This window comes from Xanthomonas sp. WHRI 1810A (assembly GCF_040202885.1).
Taxonomy (GTDB): Bacteria; Pseudomonadota; Gammaproteobacteria; order Pseudomonadales; family Pseudomonadaceae; genus Aquipseudomonas.
This window is the reverse complement of the sequence record NZ_JBEGED010000007.1, coordinates 124,645-144,149: the sequence shown is the minus strand read 5'-3', so window position 1 is coordinate 144,149 and position 19,505 is coordinate 124,645. Positions and strand designations below refer to the sequence as shown.

Below are 19,505 nucleotides of genomic sequence, written 5' to 3'. Positions count from 1 at the left end.
AACGACCAAACACAACCGTATCAGCCACATTCGCCGACCGATTAGATGCGGTCATGAGGACTTGAAAGATGGACGTCACCGCAACGTTGAGCTTGGGCGATCCGCTGGAACCTGCACGCAAGGCCACTGCCGAGATGCTGCAGACTCGCGAGCGCACGTACTCGCTGCCGCAGCCTTTCTACAGTGATGAGCGACTGTTTGAAATCGACATGCAGGAAATCTTTCAAAAAGAGTGGCTGATCGCGGGCATGACCTGCGAGATCCCGGCCAAAGGCAACTTTCTCACCTTGCAGGTTGGCAAAAACCCCGTCGTTGTCGTGCGCGGTGCGGACGGTGCGGTCAACGCGTTCTTCAACGTCTGTCGCCACCGGGGTTCGCGGCTGTGCACCAAGGAGAAGGGCAAGGTCGCCAAGCTGGTGTGCCCTTATCACCAGTGGACCTATGAGCTGGACGGGCGTCTGCTGTACGCCGGCTCCGAGATGGGCGCCGATTTCGACATGAAGCAGTTCGGCCTCAAGCCGATCAACTGCAAGACCTCAGGCGGTTACATCTTCATCAGCCTGTCGCAAAACCCGCCGGCCATCGACGCGTTCCTGCAGACCCTGAACCACTACATGGAACCGTACGACATGGAGAACACCAAGGTGGCGGTCCAGACCACCTTGATCGAAAAAGCCAACTGGAAACTGGTGCTGGAGAACAACCGCGAGTGCTATCACTGCAACGGTTCCCACCCAGAGCTGTTGAACACCCTGCTGGAGTGGGACGACGTCACGGATCCGCGCGCCGACCAGGCGTTCAAGGATCACGTGGCAGCGTCCGCAGCGGCCTGGGAAGCGGAGAAGATTCCGTTCGCCCACGCCAGCTTCGGCCTGCGTAACCGCATCGTGCGCATGCCGCTGCTCAAAGGCACCGTGTCGATGACCATGGACGGCAAGCAGGGCAGCAAAAAGCTCATGGGCCGCATCAAGAACCCGGATCTGGGCTCGATGCGCATCCTGCACCTGCCCCACGCCTGGAACCACTGCATGGGCGACCACGTCATCGTGTTCACCGTGTGGCCGATCAGCGCGCAGGAAACCATGGTCAGCACCAAGTGGCTGGTGCACAAGGACGCGGTTGAAGGCGTGGACTACGACGTCGCCCGCCTGCGCGAAGTCTGGGACGCCACCAATGATCAGGACCGTCGCCTGGCTGAAGAAAACCAGCGCGGCATCAACTCCATCGCTTACCAGCCTGGCCCCTACTCGAAGACCTACGAGTTCGGCGTCGTGAATTTCATCGACTGGTACAGCGCACGCCTGCTGGAAAACATGGGCGCCGAGCCTGCAGCGTATTTGCAGGGTGTGGCGGTTAATCACGAGTAAGGAATGCAGCGCCTGACAGGACGCTATCGCAAGCAAACTCGCTCTTACAGGTAGAAACGCATTCCCCTGTAGGAGTGAGCTTGCTCGCGATGCTTCTCTAACGGATATCCATTGATTACATTTTGACCAACTCGCTAAACATCAATGCTGCAGCCCGTGCACGCGATCCACAAACAACTTATCCACAGACCCACCCACAGCAATTGTGGGGAAGTGGCAGGCCCGCCCTGTAAAAAACCTCAATAAACCGTGACTTATTCCAAGATGTGTTGGCGAAATTCCGCTGAATAATTTTTAATCAATACCGCACAAGCCACGGGGGGCAAGGGCTTCAGCCGACAGCGAACACGTTATCCACAGAAGCACCAACAGAGATTGTGATCAAGTCGGTCCAAGATGCTTCGGGCTGTGGAAAACCGGAATTAATCGCAAATTTGTGAGTAAGGCGAGCGGAAAACATCCAACATTCAGGGAATCGACTACTTTTTGATCAATACACCACAACCCACGTGGCATAAGGCCTGCGGACGGTAACGAACATGTTATCCACACAAGCGCTAACAGAGATTGTGGGCAAATGTCCGAGTCACACCCCTGACACTGTGGAGAAAACTCCTTAGAAAACCGGTACATAGGTTGATCATATTTTGAACAACACCCTCCAGCCCCTGCTGTACAAGGCCTCGAGCAATCACCGAACAGGTTATCCACAGGCGGATCAACAGCGATTGTGGGTATGTGGGTAGAAGACGCATGGTCAGAAAATCAGATGCGTCTGACATTCAGTTTCTGCGTCGATCTATAAACTCGCGGCAATCCAATTCATTGCAGGAACTCAATCATGAAATCAGGAGCGTTCTTTTCTCGGCAGGTCGTCTTTCAAGCCAATGCTCAGCTCATTCAGCAGCGAGGCCGCCCAACAAGTCTTCCGCGTGAGCTATTAGGGATCGTCCGCTACAGACCTAAAACGCTCGAAGAAATCAGAAACGCATTCGCTTTCGCTTACGCAAAACTGCACCGGACTGAATGACCGTGGCGAGAGCGGATTACAACTACATCTATAAAGAGCTGGTTGCGGACGAAAGCGATATTTTAGGCAAGCTCGCTTACTCGCTTTATAAGCGACAGAAAATCGAATACATCCAGACATTCAAAGAGAAGCATGGCAACGATCCGACAGACGCTGATCTGATGGCCTTCCATGACGTCAGCAACAACGCTTCGCAGCTTGATGGCTACAGGAATCAAGCCGAACAGTTGGCATTAAGTTTTCTGGAAACATCCCTCGCCAATGAAGCGAAGGAGCTGGAAGAGCTCTACTCGGCCAAGGCAGACAACGAGATTCGCTCTTTCAGACCCAGGTTCTGGGTGGGAGTGTCACAAAGCGTCGTAGGGTCAGCGTGCTTTATTCTGCTGCTCGGGTGCCTGGTATTTTTTACCTGGAGCCTAAAACAGGGTCCGCGACAGGTTATCGAACAGGTTTTCGGCGTTGCCATTGTTGATAGGCCAGCCACTGAAACCACGGCGGAAGCCGCGTTGCCCCAGCAGCCAGCGGCGCCCGAAAAAGACACCACCTAGGGGCCTGCCAAGTCCGAGAGCTTGACCTACCGAACCACACCCTCCTCCACCAACAATTTCAAAATCGCCGCAGCCCCTTCCTGCGCACTCATCCCTTCAGCACCTGCCCACCGCCACCACTGGCCTTGGCCGTCGCCGCTTTCATGCGATCAGCACCGCTTTTGGCTTTGATCACTTTCAGGCGTTTGGGCCGCGGCTTGGCCGGTTGGAGTGAGTTGCCTGTGAGTAACTCGTCAATCGTGACTTCTACGTCTTCTACCCCCAGCAGACCGCGCTGTGCCGGGCCGTAGGCGCTTTGCCGGGGTTTGGGGGCTGCGTTATCCACAGTCGCCAGGAATGGCAGGCGAACTTTCAGCCGACGACGCTGGCCGCGGGGCAACGCTTGCAACACCTGAGCCGCGCCGTTGTGATGAATCAACGTGGGTCGTTCTGAGCATCAGTCGCACGTCATAAATAAGGCTACCAGATAGCAGCCATACCCTTAAAAACCAAAAAATCACACGTCAAAAGATGTATCCAGTTATTGCAAATTTAATAGAGTGAACTGTAGGTCGCTTTAGCATGCAGCATACAGACGGCATCTATCCATTTGAATGCCCTACATATGACGGATTGTGCAAAACGCGAGAGGTATTCACTATTCGTTTCGTAATATCTTAACCAAGCGTAATACCACTTAGTAGAGAGTTATACATGAACGCAATACATCGAGTGGTTTTTCATGCAATCTATATAGCTGTTGTCATCTCAAACCTTATGAGCACGGAAGTTCATACCTGGGAAAGTTGGGTGATCGGACTGATTGCATGTGTCTTAGGAACACTAGCAATCGAGTGTTTTTTTTACACAAACCAAAGATATCTAACGATGTTTTTAGCAGATCCAAATATGAAAACAGTAAAAATAATATTACTAACAAAATATCCAAAATAACAGGAGAAATTGACATGCGGGAAATTACAGTTTCAGAACTTAAGCTGGTATCAGGTGGATCTGTGGCTGACGCGGCTGCGATTGGAGGGGCCCTTGGTGGGGCCGCGGGCGTCTCATACGCTGCGGGAATGGGTGCATCAGGTACAGCGGTCGCGGGAATGGCAGGTATCGCGGCAGCTGCGGGCGCTGGGTTAGGCGTTGCAGCTGCGGGCGGGTGGGCGGCCGGCCAGTGGATAAACGCCAATACGCCTATTCAACAGGCCATCAGCGACATACTTCCTGACCCCACAGGACTGACCTACTGTGGAGGTGGATACTAAACAGGGACTGGGCTTAGCAGCGCAGCTCAGCCCATTGACCCAACGCTTCAAGATTTACGAGGAAAATTTATAAGAGGAAGATAATACGTTGGCGAAAAAGATGGGATCAAAGCAAGGACGATGAACAGATGCCAATAAGTGGTGAACGCACTAAGACCGAAGATTCGGTCAGTTTTTTGTTCCGGGATGAGTGTCTTAATGGAAGATATCCGAACACGTCAGGACGGACCGCACGACACCGACGTTCTATAGCAGTAAAGCCAGCGGCTTCGATAGCGACACTAATAGTCTTAGCAATACTTTCCTTCGGATATTTCGGAGCTTATACGCGGAAGGTCACAGTCAAAGGTGTACTCGCGCCACAGTTAGGGACGTCGCATTCGATCTCTCCCACATACGCGATAGTTGATGAAATTTATGTTAAGGAAGGGGAACTAGTAACTGTTGGACAGCGAATATTAAAACTATCCAAGGAAAGCAACACATCCAGAGGTTCAACATATGCACTTACAGCACAGAGAATTGAAGGTCAGATAAGGCTGGTTGAGACTAGAAAAAATCTGACTAAGCTGAAGTACAAACAAGATGTCCTAGAGCTCACCAAACTGGCCAATCAGCTTAATACTAGAATTAAGATATTTGAAAACGAGATCTTACTTTTAGCCCAGATTGTAGAGATCAAGAAGCGCATAGTAAATAAGTATAACATGCTGATGCCTGGCGGCGCTATTTCAGTGGTCACTCAAGAAGATGCAAAAAAAGATTTATTGCTAGCATCCATAGAATTACAAAAATCTAGACAAATATTGCAGGACACGATTGCGGATATTGAAAATATTCCTTTGAAACAACAAGTGATTGGTACAGCAGCCGCGCTTGCCGACTCAACGATGAACAATGAGTTACTGATGCTAAGTAAAGAACTTCTGGAAAATGCGAATTCAGAAGCAGTATTCATCGTGTCGCCAATTGCCGGCACAATAACAGCCATCAATACCAATATTGGTAGCGCAGTACTGCCTGGTAATACACTAGCGACTACTTATCCAAATAGCAGCAAGCTACAAGCCAACCTCTATACTCCACCAGAGGGAAGAGGGTTCATCGAAAATTCACAGCGAGCCCAGATTCGAATCTCTGCATTTCCGTTTCAGAAATACGGAATGGTGAAAGGAACAATCATAAGTATTTCTGATACACCTTATCAGAGCAGCGAGATGCCTATACAGCTCGCAGAAATTATTGACCCAAATAGAAACTACTACAAAACCGTCGTAGAGCTTGAAGATGAAATAATCAGAGGGAACGGAAAGCAACAAGCTCTAAAGGCAGGGATGGTAGTAGAAGCGGACCTAATTCTTGAGAAGCGAAAAATATATGAGTGGCTGTTGGAGCCTCTTTACTCATTCACAAAAAAACATATGTAAGGATGAAAATCATGTCTATAGATTTTGGCATATCGCGGGAACACTTCGAAAAACATATTCAAGGGAAAAGACCACACTTATTCAAAAGTGCTATAAGCAACCATGGAGTGGATTGGCATCTAGTTAATCAACTCATCGGAAGGCACGACCACGCCTCCAGCAATTTTAAAATACTTAAGAACGGTTTAATTTTAAAGTATGACTACTTGGAGCAATATCAGGAAGTATTTACCACTAAATACCGAACAATTAAATCTAAGCTATACAAACTAATGAGCGAAGGGGCTAGCCTTGCGCTCAACAAAATAGAAAACTGCACCCAAACTGATCAGATCAGAACACAGGTTGCTTACTTCACGGGCAGACAAACAATCGTAAGCGGATACGTGGCGTTTGGCAGTGAGCCATCTTTTGGTAATCACTGGGACACACATGACGTTTTTGCAGTTCAACTGATCGGTAGAAAGCGCTGGACAATTTATGCACCGACTGACAGCAATCCTCTGTATAAAAACTCTAGCGTTGGAAAAGAGCATGAATGTAGCAGTTCACCTACTCTCGATATATGCTTGGAAGCTGGCGATATTTTTTATCTGCCCCGTGGTTGGTGGCATGAGGTTACCGCATCTGGAGAAGAAACATTTCATCTGGCAATAGGTACTTATCCCCCATATGTAACTGACTATTTAACTTGGCTTCTTGAAAGCATCTCGTCTAAATCAGATGTTTTTAGGCTCCCTCTAGATGAAGAATTGCTCGGCACAAAGCAATTGGAGCAGGCAGGTTCCATTTTAAAAGAGGCGTTAAAAGCAAGGAACAATCAAGAGGAATTTTTGCAGTGGTTTAGTGCACAACAAAGGATCGATTCACCTTACGCTGTAGAATATTTCGGCAACGCCAACGCTGTATCAATTCCAGACAATAGCTTGATTCGGGTAAATGCGACTGATTGTCGCGCTTGGCGAGGAGACCAGTTTATAGCTAATGGTATAAGACTCAATCTAACGGGCTTAAGCAAAGATGTCGTGAGATTCATTGGAGAAAGAGGAGCAGTAACTCTCAATATGATATTGACTAATTTCTCCCATGCTCCGACGCAGGACGTAAGATTGTTCTTGAATGAAATGATCAAGCAAGACGTATTATCAATTCATATTCCCACTCAAAAAAAAATCTGACATGATAAACCCAATATTTCAGGAAAGCGTAAATGACTGTGGACTTGCATGCATCGCAATGATTGCTAGACATCACGGGCTTAGTGTCACCGTGCGTCATCTAGCGGGCCGTTTCAATACACAGGCAAGCGCAATGACAGCCCAAGACATTGTTCAACTTGCCGACGAAATTAATATAAATAGTCGGGTGCTCAGACTTGAGCCAGATGAATTGGGTGAATTACAAATCCCATGCATATTGCATTGGAAGATGAATCACTTTGTGGTACTGGAGTCCGCCACCGGCGGTAAGAAAGTCGTGGTGGATCCAGCTTGCGGCAGAAAAACCATTTCTGATAGGGAGCTCTCTGAGTCTTTCACGGGAGTTGCAGTGGAGCTGGTGCCCTCTGAGGCGTTTGCCCCTAAAAAAGTCACGCCCTCAATATCTCTAGTTCATCTGTTTAGAGGATTGAAAAACGAACGTGCTGCACTTTCATACATACTGCTGATGGTTGGTTTGCTAGAGGTGGTAACCCTCTTGATGCCTTTAATTTCCCAAGGAGTCATAGATAACGCCATTACTTCACATGACAAAGATTTTCTGTTAGTCGCTGCAGTCGGAGGCGTTTTACTAGTCTTATGTCAATTCACACTGAGTGTGTTGGCAGACATCGCTAAACTCCAGTTAAGTCAACGCATAGGCCTAAAATGGTCGACCAACTTATTTTCGCACTTAATCAGATTGCCTTTTAGCTATTTTCAAGGCCGGCAACTGGGAGAAATAAGTAGCCGCTTCGCCGCTATTAAGCCGATTAAGGAGTTTTTACTGACCATAACCATAGGTTCTGTAAATGATGTAATCATTTTAGTGTGCGCTGGGATTTTCATGGGCATGTACAACTTAACGTTGCTTTGCATAGTCATCACGGCGTGCTTGTGCTATGCCGCTACTCAAACGGTTTTTTATCCACTTCTCAGAAATGCCACAGCTGAAAGATTAGTACTTTCATCAAAAGAGCACGCCTTTTTCTTGGAAAGTATAAAGTCTGTGTTGACGTTAAAAATGCTCGGCAATATGGCTTCCCGGTCTGGCCAATGGAACAACATGATTGTAGATCTACAAAACAGGGACACTGCAACTCAAAAAATTCAAATAATGGTGGTGGGAGCTAACACGCTAATTTTCGGCATTGAAGGAATGTGCTTCTTGTACGCCGCAGGAGATGCAATCATTGATTCTAAAATGAGTATTGGGATGCTGATTGCCTTTATGGGTTTTAAAGGAAATTTCACAAATCGTTTCTCAAAGGTTACAGACGTTATTACGCAGTGGTTTATGCAGTCGGTTTACTGCGACAGAGTAGCTGATATTGCTCTACAGCAAAAAGAGATAACAGAATCAAAAACTCGAAGCGGTGACTCTCCGCTGGAAATTGAGTTAATAAATGTCTCATTTAGGCACAGTCCGCAATCGCCTTGGATTCTAAAAAATATCAATCTAAAAATTCTTCCCGCCGAATCACTCGCTATCATTGGGAGATCTGGCAGCGGGAAATCTACTCTAGCTAAGATAGTTTTGGGTTTACTTGAGCCGAGTCAGGGTCGAGTACTGATCAACGGGTTTAAATTAAGTGAGTTTGGTCCCGCACATTTACGTTCGATCTCTGGAACGGTATTGCAAGAAGACCAGACTTTGGCTGGCTCAGTTTTTGACAATATTTCTGGATTTGTCGTAGACCCGTGCACTGAAAAAGTTTACAAAGCAGCGAAATTAGCAAATCTACAAAACGTAATCAATAAGCTTCCAATGGGCTACCAGACTACTATTAGTGAAGGGTGCTCGACTCTTTCTTCTGGGCAAAAGCAGCGACTTTTCTTAGCGAGAGCACTGTACAAAGACCCTAAACTATTAGTACTAGACGAAGCCACAAACAATTTAGACCTACACAGCGAAAAACACATAATCATGGAACTGAAAAAAATCACATGTACTTTAATCACCATCGCACATCGCAAAGAGACGTTAGAGATGGCATCTCGAATAATCACACTAGAGAAAGGCGAGATAATTCAAGAAAGCGAAAATAAAAAAATCAAATAAAAACCAATTCCCGAGTTTGTATCCCTAAATTTTTAGAATATGTATGAGGTATAATGCAAGAACTCAAGATCCACAACCTTAAAATAGTGTCCCGTCAGTTCGGTAGCAACGGTAGCCGCCCTAAGCTGTCCCGTATATGCTGCAAGCTAAGGGCAAAAATGTGATCAGATTTAGCCGGCGCTGTAATCGCGGGCGATGCGACTTGTCTGTTCGCAGCTACAGCCTCTTGTTCGGCAATCGTGACCATCGCCGTTATTCGTTTATTTCCCGCACCTCTAATAATTTTGTAGCTGTGAAGAAACCAAACCCTCAACAAAGCCCATACCTTTTTGTTAATGTTATTCATTCTCTAATCACTCACGTGAACAGCGCTAATAAAAATAACCTAACTTGCTGCGGATAATTTAGACGTTACTATAGCCGCCAATAGCATGAGCGGCAATTCGCAGCGGCAGCGATTCTTATAGTGTCGTCATCCGCAAAACAAGCTACCGAACCACCCCCTCCTCAACTAATAGCTTAAGAATCGCCGCAGCCCCATCCTGCGCACTCACTCCCTTCAACACCTGCCCACCGCCACCGCTGGCCTTGGCTGTCGCCGCTTTCATGCGATCAGCACCGCTTTTGGCTTTGATCACTTTCAGGCGTTTGGGCCGCGGCTTGGCCGGTTGCAGTGAGTTGCCTGTGAGTAACTCGTCAATCGTGACTTCTACGTCTTCTACTCCCAGCAGACCGCGTTGTGCCGGGCCGTAGGCGCTCTGCCGGGGTTTGGGGGCTGCGTTATCCACAGTCGCCAAAAATGGCAGGCGAACTTTCAGCCGACGACGCTGACCCCGTGGCAACGCTTGCAACACCTGGGCGGTGCCGTTGCTCATGGATTCCACCTCGGCGATTCCTACCACCAGCGGCCAACCCAGTTTCTCGGCCAGCAGGTAAGGGAGCATGCCGGAGCCTTCGCCGGTTTCAGCCTGGCTACCGGTCAATACCATCTGCACGCCGGATTCGCGGATGTAGTCCGCCAGGCCAGGCAATGCATCGCCACCCGCTGGCTGCTCCAGAACGTGCAACTCGTCCAGGCCCATGCCCAGATAGGCGCGCAAGGCTGGCTCATCAGCGCTGCCAGCATGCAGCACATGCAAGTTATCCCCAGCCAGTTGCAGACCGAGTTCGACGGCGCGGGCGTCCTGCTCGGCGCGGCGGGGGCGGCCGGAGGTCGGGTGAGCGCCGACGGAGACCAGCGTGATGACGTGCACAGCACCTTTATCCACAGGGATATTCCGATCAGGCTGCATCGCGCTTTGCCCCATTTCGATAGTCCGCAACCGCTTCGATGAGCGCGTCGAGGATGGCGGCGCTTTCGCCGATGACTGACAGATCGGCCCGCTTGACCATGTCGCAGGTCGGGTCGAGGTTGATGGCCACGACCTTGTCGCACGCACCGATCCCCTGCAAATGCTGGATCGCACCCGAGATACCCACCGCCACATAAACCCGCGCGGTGACCCAGGTGCCGGACGCGCCGACCTGTCGATCACGCGCCATGTAGCCATCGTCCACCGCCACACGGGAGGCGCCTTCAGTCGCACCGAGCGCCACCGCCGTGCGATGGAACAAGTCCCAGTCCTTGACGCCATTGCCACCGGAGAAAATGAATTCTGCCTCGGCCATGGGGATAAGTGCCGGATCAACTGCCACAGCGCCCAAATCCTCGATACGCGGCAAGCTGCGCGCAACGGTTGTGGATAACTCCACGGGTAGCGCTTCGTGTCGGGTTTCACTGACCGGCTCTGCGCATTCGGCGCCCGCCAGAATCAAGCGCGACACCGGTCGCGAAAGGTCTTCGCGCCCTGCACCCGCTCGCCCAATGGCCACTTCATCTTTGATCTGCCACACCCGCGTCGCAGGTCGCTCGCCGATACTGGCGGCGAAACGACGACCCAGTTCCCCGCCCCCAGTGCGGCTGTCCGGCAGCAACCAGTGGCGCGGGTCGAACTGGTTATCCACAGCACGCAGCCCTTGTACCCGTTGTTCCGGCGAATAGCCGTCGAATACGCTGCCTTCCAGCACCAACAGGCGATCGACACCTGCTGTCTGGAAGGCGTTTTCCTTGTGCTCGCCAAACACGACGGCCAATACCGCGCCATCCTTGCCGGCCAGGCTGTGCGCCAGCCCCAGCAGGTCGCGATCGTGACTGCTCAAGCGGCCGCCGACCATGTCCGGCACAACGGCGATGTAGAACGCGGGCGCTGCCAACTGATGCAGCGGCAATTGCACATCAACGGCCGCCGAGCGCTTGACCGCCCCGCCCTGTTGCGCGCCGCTGCGGTCGATGCGCTTGATGCCGCTGGGCCCAATGAAACCGATGCCGTGGACGTTTTTGCGGACCAGGCCATTAGGCCCTATCCAACTGGTCTGCGCCGGCTGCATCGCGGCGTGCAGCGGGTGCAAGCGGTTGCGGGCGATCCACTCGGCGCGAGGGTCGCGGCGGAAAATGTCACTCATCAATTCACCTCCGCGGGTTCACGTTTGGCGGGCGCTGGCCTGGCAGGCGCAGCATCGTCGAGCAACGCCTCGGCCACCAGTTCGGCGATGTCCTTGATCAGCGGACGCGGTTCGACCACGCCTTCGAGCATCGCGGTGCATTGCGGGCAGCCCACGGCCACCAGCTCGGCACCGGTTTCGCGGATGTCTTCCATGCGCATGTCGGGGATCCGCTGCTTGCCGGGGATGTCGGTAATCGGCGCCCCGCCGCCACCGCCGCAGCAGCGTGAGCGGAAACCGGAACGGGCCATTTCCTTGACCTCGATACCCAGCGCGCGCAGCACTTCACGCGGCGCTTCGTACTCGCCGTTGTAGCGGCCGAGATAACAAGGGTCGTGGTAGGTCACGCTGGCGCCTTTGTGCTGGCCCAGGTTCAAGGCGTTAGCGCCAATCAGCTCGGCCATGTAGGTGCTGTGGTGTTGCACGAGGTAATCGCCGCCGAACGCGCCGTATTCGTTTTTAAGCACGTGGAAACTGTGGGGGTCGCACGTGACGATGCGCTTGAAGCTGTATTTGCCCAGCGTCTGGATGTTGCGATTGGCGAGCATCTGGAAAGTGGCTTCATCACCCAGACGTCGGGCCACGTCGCCGCTGTCGCGCTCTTCAAGACCGAGCACGGCGAAGTCGACGTTGGCGGCCTTCAGCACTTTGACGAACGCACGCAGGGTGCGCTGGTTGCGCATATCAAACGCCCCATCGCCCACCCAGAACAGCACGTCGGTGGTTTGCTTGTCGCTGAGCAGGTTGAGGTTCAGATCCGCCGCCCAGTTCATCCGCCCACCCGGTGCAAACCCGCCAGGGTTGTCGGTGGCGATCAGGTTTTCCAGAACTTCGGCGCCTTTATTCGGGGTCGCGCCCTTTTCCAGCGTCAGGTGGCGGCGCATGTCAACGATGGCGTCCACGTGCTCAATCATCATCGGGCACTCCTCCACGCAGGCGCGGCAGGTGGTGCACGACCACAACGTCTCGGCGTCCACCAGGCCGTTGACGATGGGCTGATGGGGGCTGCCGCCGTGCTCGCCGATTGGCTTGCCACTGCCATCAAGGGATGGATAGGGACTGCCCGCGAAGTTGGCATCGGTGCCACCCGCCAATCCGACCACCATGTCCTGAATCAGCTTTTTAGGGTTCAGCGGCTGGCCGGCGGCGTAGGCCGGGCAGGCGGCTTCGCATTTGCCGCACTGCACGCAGGCGTCGAAGCCCAGCAACTGGTTCCAGGTGAAGTCCTCGGGTTTCTCGACGCCCAGCGGCACGGTCCGATCAGACAGGTCCAGCGGCTTCAAACCGGTGGAGCGACCGCCACCAAAGCGTTCGGCACGGCGGTGCCAGGCCAGGTGCAACGCGCCGGCGAAGGCGTGCTTCATCGGCCCACCCCAAGTCATGCCGAGGAACAATTCAGAAACGCCCCACAGCACGCCAATCCCAAGGATGACAGCCAGCAGCCAGCCCCCGAAGTCTTCCGGCAGGATGCCCGCGACCGGCAATGTCACCAGAAAGAACGATGCAGAAAATGCCAGCAGGCTTTTCGGCAGGCGCATCCACGGGCCTTTCGACAGACGGGCCGGTGGATTGAGGCGACGCAGGAACATGAAGACCGCACCGACGAACATCACGGCGGACATCAGCAGCAGGGCGTAACCCAGAAAGCGGTTATGCAGCCCGAAGCCATGGACCAGAATCGCCAGGACGATGGACGCCACCGCACCGCCGGCCGTGGCAACGTGGGTGTTGGCGATGTATTTGTCCCGCGCGACGACGTGGTGCAGATCGACCATGTAGCGCTTGGGCATCGCCAGCAGGCCGCCCAGCAGATCGACCCTGGACGCACGACCGTTGCGCCACAGCGCGGCCCGCCGCCAGGCGCCCAGCACGGCCAAGGCCAGCGCGGCGAACAGCAGAAGGGGGAGAAGGGTGTTTAACATGTGGAGCTCCCAAAGACCTCGGGGTCTATGATCGTTCCCGCGCTCCGCGTGGGAATGCAGCCCGTGACGCTCCGCGTCACATCAAGAGCGAACGCAGAGCGTTCATTGAGGCATTCCCAAGCGGAGCGTGGGAACGATCATCTAGTGTTAGAAATCCTTGCACAGCCGCAACGCGTCATAGATCGCAGCATGGGTATTACGCTGCGCCACGCAGTCGCCGATGCGGAACAGCAGATACCCGTCACCCGGCTGGCTCAACGAGGGCTGTGGCTGGATGGCGAACAGGGCTTCGATGTCGATCTGGCCCCTGTTGCGCGAGTCCTCTTTAAGCCCGTAGTAGAGCGCTTCGTCAGGCCGCACGCCGTTCTCCACCACCACCTGATCGACCACGCGCTCTTCCTTGGCGCCGGTGTATTCGTTTTCCAGCACCGCCACCAGCTTGTCGCCTTCGCGGTAGACCTTCTCCAGCATCATGTCGCCGGTCATGATCACTTCTTTCGGATACATGCTGCGGTAGTAGGTGGGGAACGACGTCCCGCCGATGGCCACGCCCGGTTTGATGTCGTCGGTGACGATCTCGACCTGGCTGCCCTTGTCCGCCAGAAAGTCTGCCGTCGACATCCCGGTGAACTCGCAAATGGTGTCGTAGACCAGCACGTTCTTGCCCGGCGCCACCTTGCCGTCGAGGATGTCCCAGCTGCTGACCACCAACCCTTCTGCCGCGCCCCAGTGCTCGTTCTGCTCGATGAACGGGTGCCCGCCCACCGCCAGCACGATCACGTCCGGGCGCAGATCGCGAATCGCGGAAATGTCCGCCGCCGTGCCCAGGCGCACATCGACTTTCAGGCGCGCCAGCTCCAGCTGGAACCAGCGGGTGATGCCGGCAATCTGATCACGCTGCGGCGCTTTGGACGCGGTGGTGATCTGGCCGCCGATGGCGTCTTTTTTCTCGAACAGCGTCACGTCGTGTCCGCGCTCGGCTGACACACGCGCCGCTTCCATCCCGGCAGGCCCGGCACCGACGATCACCACTTTGCGCTTCACGCCGGTGGTCTTCTCGATGATGTGCGGCACGCCCATGTACTCACGGGAGGTCGCGGCGTTCTGGATGCACAGCACGTCCAGCCCTTGATACTGGCGGTCGATGCAGTAGTTGGCGCCGACGCATTGCTTGATCTGGTCCACCTGGCCGGCCTTGATCTTGGCGATCAGGTGCGGATCGGCGATGTGGGCGCGGGTCATGCCGACCATGTCGACGTAGCCGCCTTCCAGAATGCGTGTGGCCTGATTCGGGTCCTTGATGTTCTGCGCATGCAGCACCGGCGCCTTGACCACTTCCTTGATCCCGGCAGCCAGGTGCAAAAACGGCTCCGGTGGATAACTCATGTTCGGGATGACGTTGGCCAGCGTGTTGTGGGTGTCGCAACCCGATCCCACGACCCCGATGAAGTCGATCATGCCGGTCTGGTCGTAGTACTTGGCAATCTCCTTCATGTCTTCGTGGCTCAAGCCATCCGGATGGAATTCGTCGCCGCAGATCCGCAGCCCCACGCAGAAATCCGGACCGACTTCCTTGCGCACGGCCTTGATCACCTCCAGGCCGAAACGCATGCGGTTCTCGAAGCTACCGCCCCATTCATCGGTGCGCTTGTTGACCCGCGGGCTCCAGAACTGGTCGATCATGTGCTGGTGCACCGCGGACAGCTCTACGCCGTCCAGACCGCCAGCCTTGGCGCGGGCCGCAGCGCTGGCGTAATTGCCGATCACGCGCCAGATTTCTTCCGGCTCGATGGTTTTGCAGGTCGCGCGGTGTACCGGTTCACGGATGCCCGACGGCGACAGCAGGGTCGGCCAATGATCGCCGTCCCAACGGGAGCGACGGCCCATGTGGGTAATCTGAATCATGATCTTGGCGCCGTGCTTGTGCATGGCGTCCGCGAGGTTCTGAAAGTGCGGGATGATTTTGTCGGTCGCCAGGTTGACCGACTTCCACCAGCCTTGAGGACTGTCGATGGCCACGCTGGACGACCCGCCGCAAATCGCCAGGCCAATGCCGCCCTTGGCTTTCTCTTCGTAGTACTTCACGTAACGGTCAGTGGTCATGCCGCCGTCGGTGGCGTAGACCTCGGCGTGCGCGGTACTGAGAACGCGGTTGCGGATGGTGAGCTTGCCGATCTGAATCGGCTGGAACATTGCTTCGAAAGCCATGACAGGAACCTCGACTTACAACGGCTTGACGATGAACAGGCCGTCGTCGTGGCCTTCTTCCGAACCGCTGTACACCTGCTCGGCTACGGTGCGAACCTGGCTGCCGCTGGCTTGCAGAATCTGGTCCATGGCGCCGGCAAACCAGCCCGTGAACATGTAATCCACTTTGCGGCCGACCTTGCCGTACACGTAAACGAAGCAGGAATGCTCGAGCTTGACGCTGGCGGTGCCTTTTTCCAGATCGATGTCCTGGATTTTGAACAGGCCCCAGCCGCGCTGCGACAGGCGATTCATGTAGTGCTCGAACACCGCGACGCCTTCGATGCCGTGGCATTCGGCTTCTTTTTCGCACCAGTGCCAGGCGGACTTATAGCCGGCCTTGTACAGAATCTCGGCGTAGGCGTCGGCGCCCAGGACTTCTTCAATGCCCATGTGGTTGTTGACGAAGAAATGACGCGGCACGTAGAGCATTGGCAGGGCGTCGGAGGTCCAGACACCGGTTTCGCTGTCGACTTCGATGGGCAATTGCGGGGCGATTTTAGCCATGGAAACTTAACTCCGGAAAATTCAGGTCATGCCCTCTCCACGAACGGGAGAGGGAAACAGATTCAGTGTCGGGGAGCGTTATTCGCCCCAGACGTCGCCCAGGATGCGCATCCAGTTCTCGCCCATGATCTTGCGCACGACGCGCTCGGAATGGCCGCGCTTGAGGAGGGTTTCAGTCAGGTTCGGGAATTCACCGACGGTGCGGATGCCCAGCGGGTTGATGATCTTGCCGAAGCTGGTCAGGCGGCGCGCATAGCCTTTGTCATGGGTCAGGTATTCGAAGAAGTCCTGGCCGTGCCCTTGGGTGAAGTCGGTGCCGATGCCGATGGCGTCTTCGCCAACGAGGTTCATCACGTATTCGATGGCCTCGGCGTAGTCGTCGATGGTCGAATCAATGCCCTTGGCCAGGAACGGCGCGAACATAGTCACGCCGACAAAACCGCCGTGGTCAGCGATGAACTTGAGTTCGGCGTCGGATTTGTTGCGGGGGTGTTCTTTCAGGCCAGAAGGCAGGCAGTGCGAATAGGTCACTGGCTTCCTGGATTCGAGGATGACTTCTTCGCTGGTCTTGGAACCGACGTGGGACAGGTCGCACATGACACCGACGCGGTTCATTTCGGCGACGATCTCGCGCCCGAACCCCGACAACCCGCCATCACGCTCGTAGCAACCGGTGCCTACGAGGTTCTGGGTGTTGTAGCACATCTGCACAATGCCAACGCCCAGCTGCTTGAAGATCTCGACGTAGCCGATCTGGTCTTCGTAGGCGTGGGCATTCTGGAAGCCGAACAGGATGCCGGTCTTGCCCAATTCCTTGGCCTTGCGGATGTCGGCGGTGTTGCGTACCTGAATCACCAGGTCGCTGTTTTCACGAATCAGTTTCTGGCTCGAGGCAATGCTGTTGACGGTCTGCTGAAAACCTTCCCATACCGACACCGTGCAGTTGGCCATGGTCAGACCGCCTTTGCGCATGTCTTCGAACAGCTCACGGTTCCACTTGGCGATGATCAGCCCGTCAATAACGATACTGTCGGCGTGCAATTCGGCTGGGCTCATCAGGCTGTCCCCTTTAGGTTCATCATGCGCCGAATCGTCTGCCGGCGCTTTGGGGCCAGCATATGCCTGAGGGTCGGGTAAGCCGGGTGCAAAAACGACAAGGGGTTTGCCGAAAGCGTCAATAAACGACAAAGGGCGACGGCGGGCCTGCGCTGCCTGCGTTTGATAACTGTTCTTTGGCTCGCGCTTGGGCGAGAATCCGACGCATCACTGAATCGGGACGACGCAATGAAAACGATTTTGCTGGCTCTGGCTTTATTCGCGACAGGCGCGCACGCCGCCCAAGACCCTGACGCCACGCCGTGCGACGGTGTCGACGAGGACAAACAAACGCTGGAGTGCTCGGTCTACAGCCGCGACACTGCGGTGAAGCTGCTGGAAGAGAACTTTCAGAACTTGATGGAGCGGGTGCAGACCCAGTTCGGCGCCAACAAGGCCCAGGCCGACGAGTTCACCGGCAAACTGAAAGTGGCCCAGGAAGCCTGGAAAAAGCTGCGTGACGCCGATTGTGCGGTGGAGGTCTTCCCCGACAAGCCCGGCACCAAGGATTACACCATCAACCAGAACGATTGCCTGGCCCGCACCAGCGACGAGCGCTCCGAGTACCTGGAAACCATCGCTCAGTCGGATTGATCGACAAATGAGATACCCTGACGCCCTTCACGAGCCCAAGGCATCCTCATGACCATCTGTGGTGTAGAAATCAAAGGCAGCGAAGCCATTTTCGCTGTCGCCTCCCACGCGTCCGGCGCCCTCGCGCACGTGCCGCTGCCAACCAAGAAAATCGCACTGGAAGACGACGACGAGTCGGCCAACGTCAAAGCCTTCGCTGCGTTGATCAGCCAGTTCGTGCGTGATAACGGCATCACCCGGATCGCCATCAAGAAACGCAGCAAGAAAGGCGAATTCGCCGGCGGCCCGACCACCTTCAAGATCGAAACGATCTTTCAGCTGCTGGAAGGATGCGAAGTGACGCTGCTGTCGCCGCAAACGATCAATGCCCAGTTCAAGAAGCACAACTTCGAACTGCCTGCGGCGCTGAACAAGTATCAGCATGAGGCGTATAAAGCGGCGTGTTCGGCGTTGATGAAGGGCGGGAAGTAACCACTATCCCCTGTAGGAGCTGTCGAGCAGCGCGAGGCTGCGATCGCGTTGTGTCAGACAGATCGCAATCGCAGCCTCCCGCTGGTCGTCAGCTCCTACAGGTGCATCAGGCTGATGCAATTTTCTTGTCCCGGCGATCTTCCCTCGGACACCGGGCAAACCGCGCTCGATAGCTGCGGGTGAAATACGACGGTGATTCAAAGCCACAGGCGATGCTCACTTCCAGCACGCTCATGTCGCTCTGACGCAGCAGCTGTCGGGCCTTTTCCAGGCGCAGCCCGAGGTAGAAATTGCTCGGCGTGTCATTCAGGTGCAGTCGGAACAGGCGTTCCAGCTGGCGTCGGGTGACCTGAATGCCCTCTGCCAGCGCCACCGTGCTCAACGGCGGCTCGGTGTGTTGCTCCATGACACCGATCACGTGCACCAGCTTTTTGTTGTTGATGCCGTAGCGGCTGGCAATCTGCATGCGCTGGTGGTCCTTGCGCGGACGTATGCGCCCCAACACGAACTGCTCTGACACTTTGATGGACAACTCCGGTCCATGCGCCTGGCCGATCAGGTCAAGCATCATGTCGATGGAGGCGGTACCGCCTGCCGAGGTGATGCGCCGCCGGTCGATCTCGAACAGCTCCTGCGTCGCCTGCAGCGTGGGATAGGACTCCTTGAACGCGTCCAGCGCTTCCCAGTGCAGGGTCAGCCGATAGCCGTCAAGCAAGCCCGCTTCTGCGAGCACGAAACTGCCGGTGTCGATGGCGCCCAGGGTCACGCCTTCATGATCCAGCCGGCGCAGCCAATGCTGCAGCGCAGGCGTGCAGTATTTGAGCGGATCGACGCTGCCCATGACCCACAACGTTGCGCCCTTCTTCAACGGCTCCAGCGCAGCATCGGCGTTGACCGACATGCCGTTGCTGGCGACCACGGCGCCACCGTCCAGGCTCAGGACATGCCAGCGATACATCTCACCGCCGAAGCGATTGGCGACGCGCAGCGGTTCGACGGCCGAGACAAAGCCCATCATCGAAAAGCCGGGCATGAGCAGAAAGTAAAAATCCTGGGACATCGTCGAGAAATTCCTGAAGAGCGCCGCTGACCCTGTAGGAGCGCGCTTGCCCGCGATTAAGGTGTGTCAGTCAGCCTATGGATTTCAGACTGACCGCAATCGCGGGCAAGCGCGTTCCTACAGGCAACCGGGCACGAACTGACCACCTGATACACCCACTCCATAACCTCGGCAAGGGTACAGGT

At 54.8% G+C, this 19,505-nt stretch carries 15 protein-coding genes; 7 read left to right on the top strand and 8 right to left on the bottom strand.

Features of this window, described 5'->3' with window-relative positions:
• The first annotated feature begins 68 nt into the window (after nt 1-68).
• Nucleotides 69-1,367, top strand: a complete 1,299-nt coding sequence (gene gbcA, locus ABQX22_RS12570; RefSeq protein ID WP_349799922.1) for a glycine-betaine demethylase subunit GbcA — start codon at nt 69-71, stop codon at nt 1,365-1,367.
• A 1,026-nt stretch (nt 1,368-2,393) separates the two neighbouring features.
• On the top strand, nt 2,394-2,945 hold the full coding sequence (locus ABQX22_RS12565) for a hypothetical protein (protein WP_349799921.1): 552 nt from the start codon (nt 2,394-2,396) through the stop codon (nt 2,943-2,945).
• Nucleotides 2,946-3,033: 88 nt separating this feature from the next.
• Here the strand turns inward: ABQX22_RS12565 and ABQX22_RS12560 are convergent, their stop codons facing one another.
• Nucleotides 3,034-3,363, bottom strand: a complete 330-nt coding sequence (locus ABQX22_RS12560; RefSeq protein WP_349799920.1) for a hypothetical protein — start codon at nt 3,361-3,363, stop codon at nt 3,034-3,036.
• A gap of 963 nt (nt 3,364-4,326) precedes the next feature.
• On the opposite strand from ABQX22_RS12560, the gene ABQX22_RS12555 reads away from it, so the two are divergent.
• The 3 genes from ABQX22_RS12555 to ABQX22_RS12545 are packed head-to-tail and all read left to right on the top strand — an operon-like array spanning nt 4,327 to nt 8,883.
• Nucleotides 4,327-5,625: an HlyD family efflux transporter periplasmic adaptor subunit gene (locus tag ABQX22_RS12555; RefSeq protein WP_349799919.1), complete on the top strand. Its 1,299-nt coding sequence runs from the start codon at nt 4,327-4,329 to the stop codon at nt 5,623-5,625.
• Between the two features lie 11 nt (nt 5,626-5,636).
• Complete coding sequence (locus ABQX22_RS12550) at nt 5,637-6,803, top strand: JmjC domain-containing protein (RefSeq protein ID WP_349799918.1); 1,167 nt, start codon at nt 5,637-5,639, stop codon at nt 6,801-6,803.
• 1 nt (nt 6,804) lies between these two features.
• Nucleotides 6,805-8,883: a peptidase domain-containing ABC transporter gene (locus tag ABQX22_RS12545; protein WP_349799917.1), complete on the top strand. Its 2,079-nt coding sequence runs from the start codon at nt 6,805-6,807 to the stop codon at nt 8,881-8,883.
• Nucleotides 8,884-9,371: 488 nt separating this feature from the next.
• Here ABQX22_RS12545 and etfB read toward each other — a convergent pair whose 3' ends face one another.
• The 6 genes from etfB to ABQX22_RS12515 form a co-directional block, all read right to left on the bottom strand.
• Nucleotides 9,372-10,151, bottom strand: coding sequence for an electron transfer flavoprotein subunit beta (gene etfB, locus ABQX22_RS12540; protein ID WP_349799915.1), 780 nt, complete (start codon nt 10,149-10,151; stop codon nt 9,372-9,374).
• Nucleotides 10,152-10,164: 13 nt separating this feature from the next.
• Nucleotides 10,165-11,385: an electron transfer flavoprotein subunit alpha gene (etfA, locus tag ABQX22_RS12535; protein WP_349799913.1), complete on the bottom strand. Its 1,221-nt coding sequence runs from the start codon at nt 11,383-11,385 to the stop codon at nt 10,165-10,167.
• Nucleotides 11,385-13,346: a dimethylglycine demethylation protein DgcB gene (dgcB, locus tag ABQX22_RS12530; protein WP_349799911.1), complete on the bottom strand. Its 1,962-nt coding sequence runs from the start codon at nt 13,344-13,346 to the stop codon at nt 11,385-11,387. The genes etfA and dgcB overlap by 1 nt, the downstream gene beginning before the upstream one ends.
• A 147-nt stretch (nt 13,347-13,493) precedes the next feature.
• Nucleotides 13,494-15,554, bottom strand: a complete 2,061-nt coding sequence (gene dgcA / locus ABQX22_RS12525) for a dimethylglycine demethylation protein DgcA (RefSeq protein ID WP_349799909.1) — start codon at nt 15,552-15,554, stop codon at nt 13,494-13,496.
• Nucleotides 15,555-15,569: 15 nt separating this feature from the next.
• Nucleotides 15,570-16,100, bottom strand: a complete 531-nt coding sequence (locus ABQX22_RS12520) for a DUF5943 domain-containing protein (protein WP_349799908.1) — start codon at nt 16,098-16,100, stop codon at nt 15,570-15,572.
• Between the two features lie 78 nt (nt 16,101-16,178).
• Complete coding sequence (locus ABQX22_RS12515) at nt 16,179-17,156, bottom strand: dipeptidase (protein WP_349799906.1); 978 nt, start codon at nt 17,154-17,156, stop codon at nt 16,179-16,181.
• 228 nt (nt 17,157-17,384) lie between these two features.
• On the opposite strand from ABQX22_RS12515, the gene ABQX22_RS12510 reads away from it, so the two are divergent.
• The gene (locus ABQX22_RS12510; protein WP_349799904.1) at nt 17,385-17,789 is read left to right on the top strand and encodes a lysozyme inhibitor LprI family protein; all 405 of its coding nucleotides are present in this window, start codon (nt 17,385-17,387) and stop codon (nt 17,787-17,789) included.
• A gap of 48 nt (nt 17,790-17,837) precedes the next feature.
• Entirely contained in the window at nt 17,838-18,260 is a 423-nt protein-coding gene (locus ABQX22_RS12505; RefSeq protein ID WP_349799902.1) for a DUF3010 family protein, read from the top strand.
• A 106-nt stretch (nt 18,261-18,366) separates the two neighbouring features.
• On the opposite strand, the gene ABQX22_RS12500 is transcribed toward ABQX22_RS12505, so the two are convergent.
• On the bottom strand, nt 18,367-19,320 hold the full coding sequence (locus tag ABQX22_RS12500) for a GlxA family transcriptional regulator (RefSeq protein WP_349799900.1): 954 nt from the start codon (nt 19,318-19,320) through the stop codon (nt 18,367-18,369).
• Between the last annotated feature and the right edge of the window lie 185 nt (nt 19,321-19,505).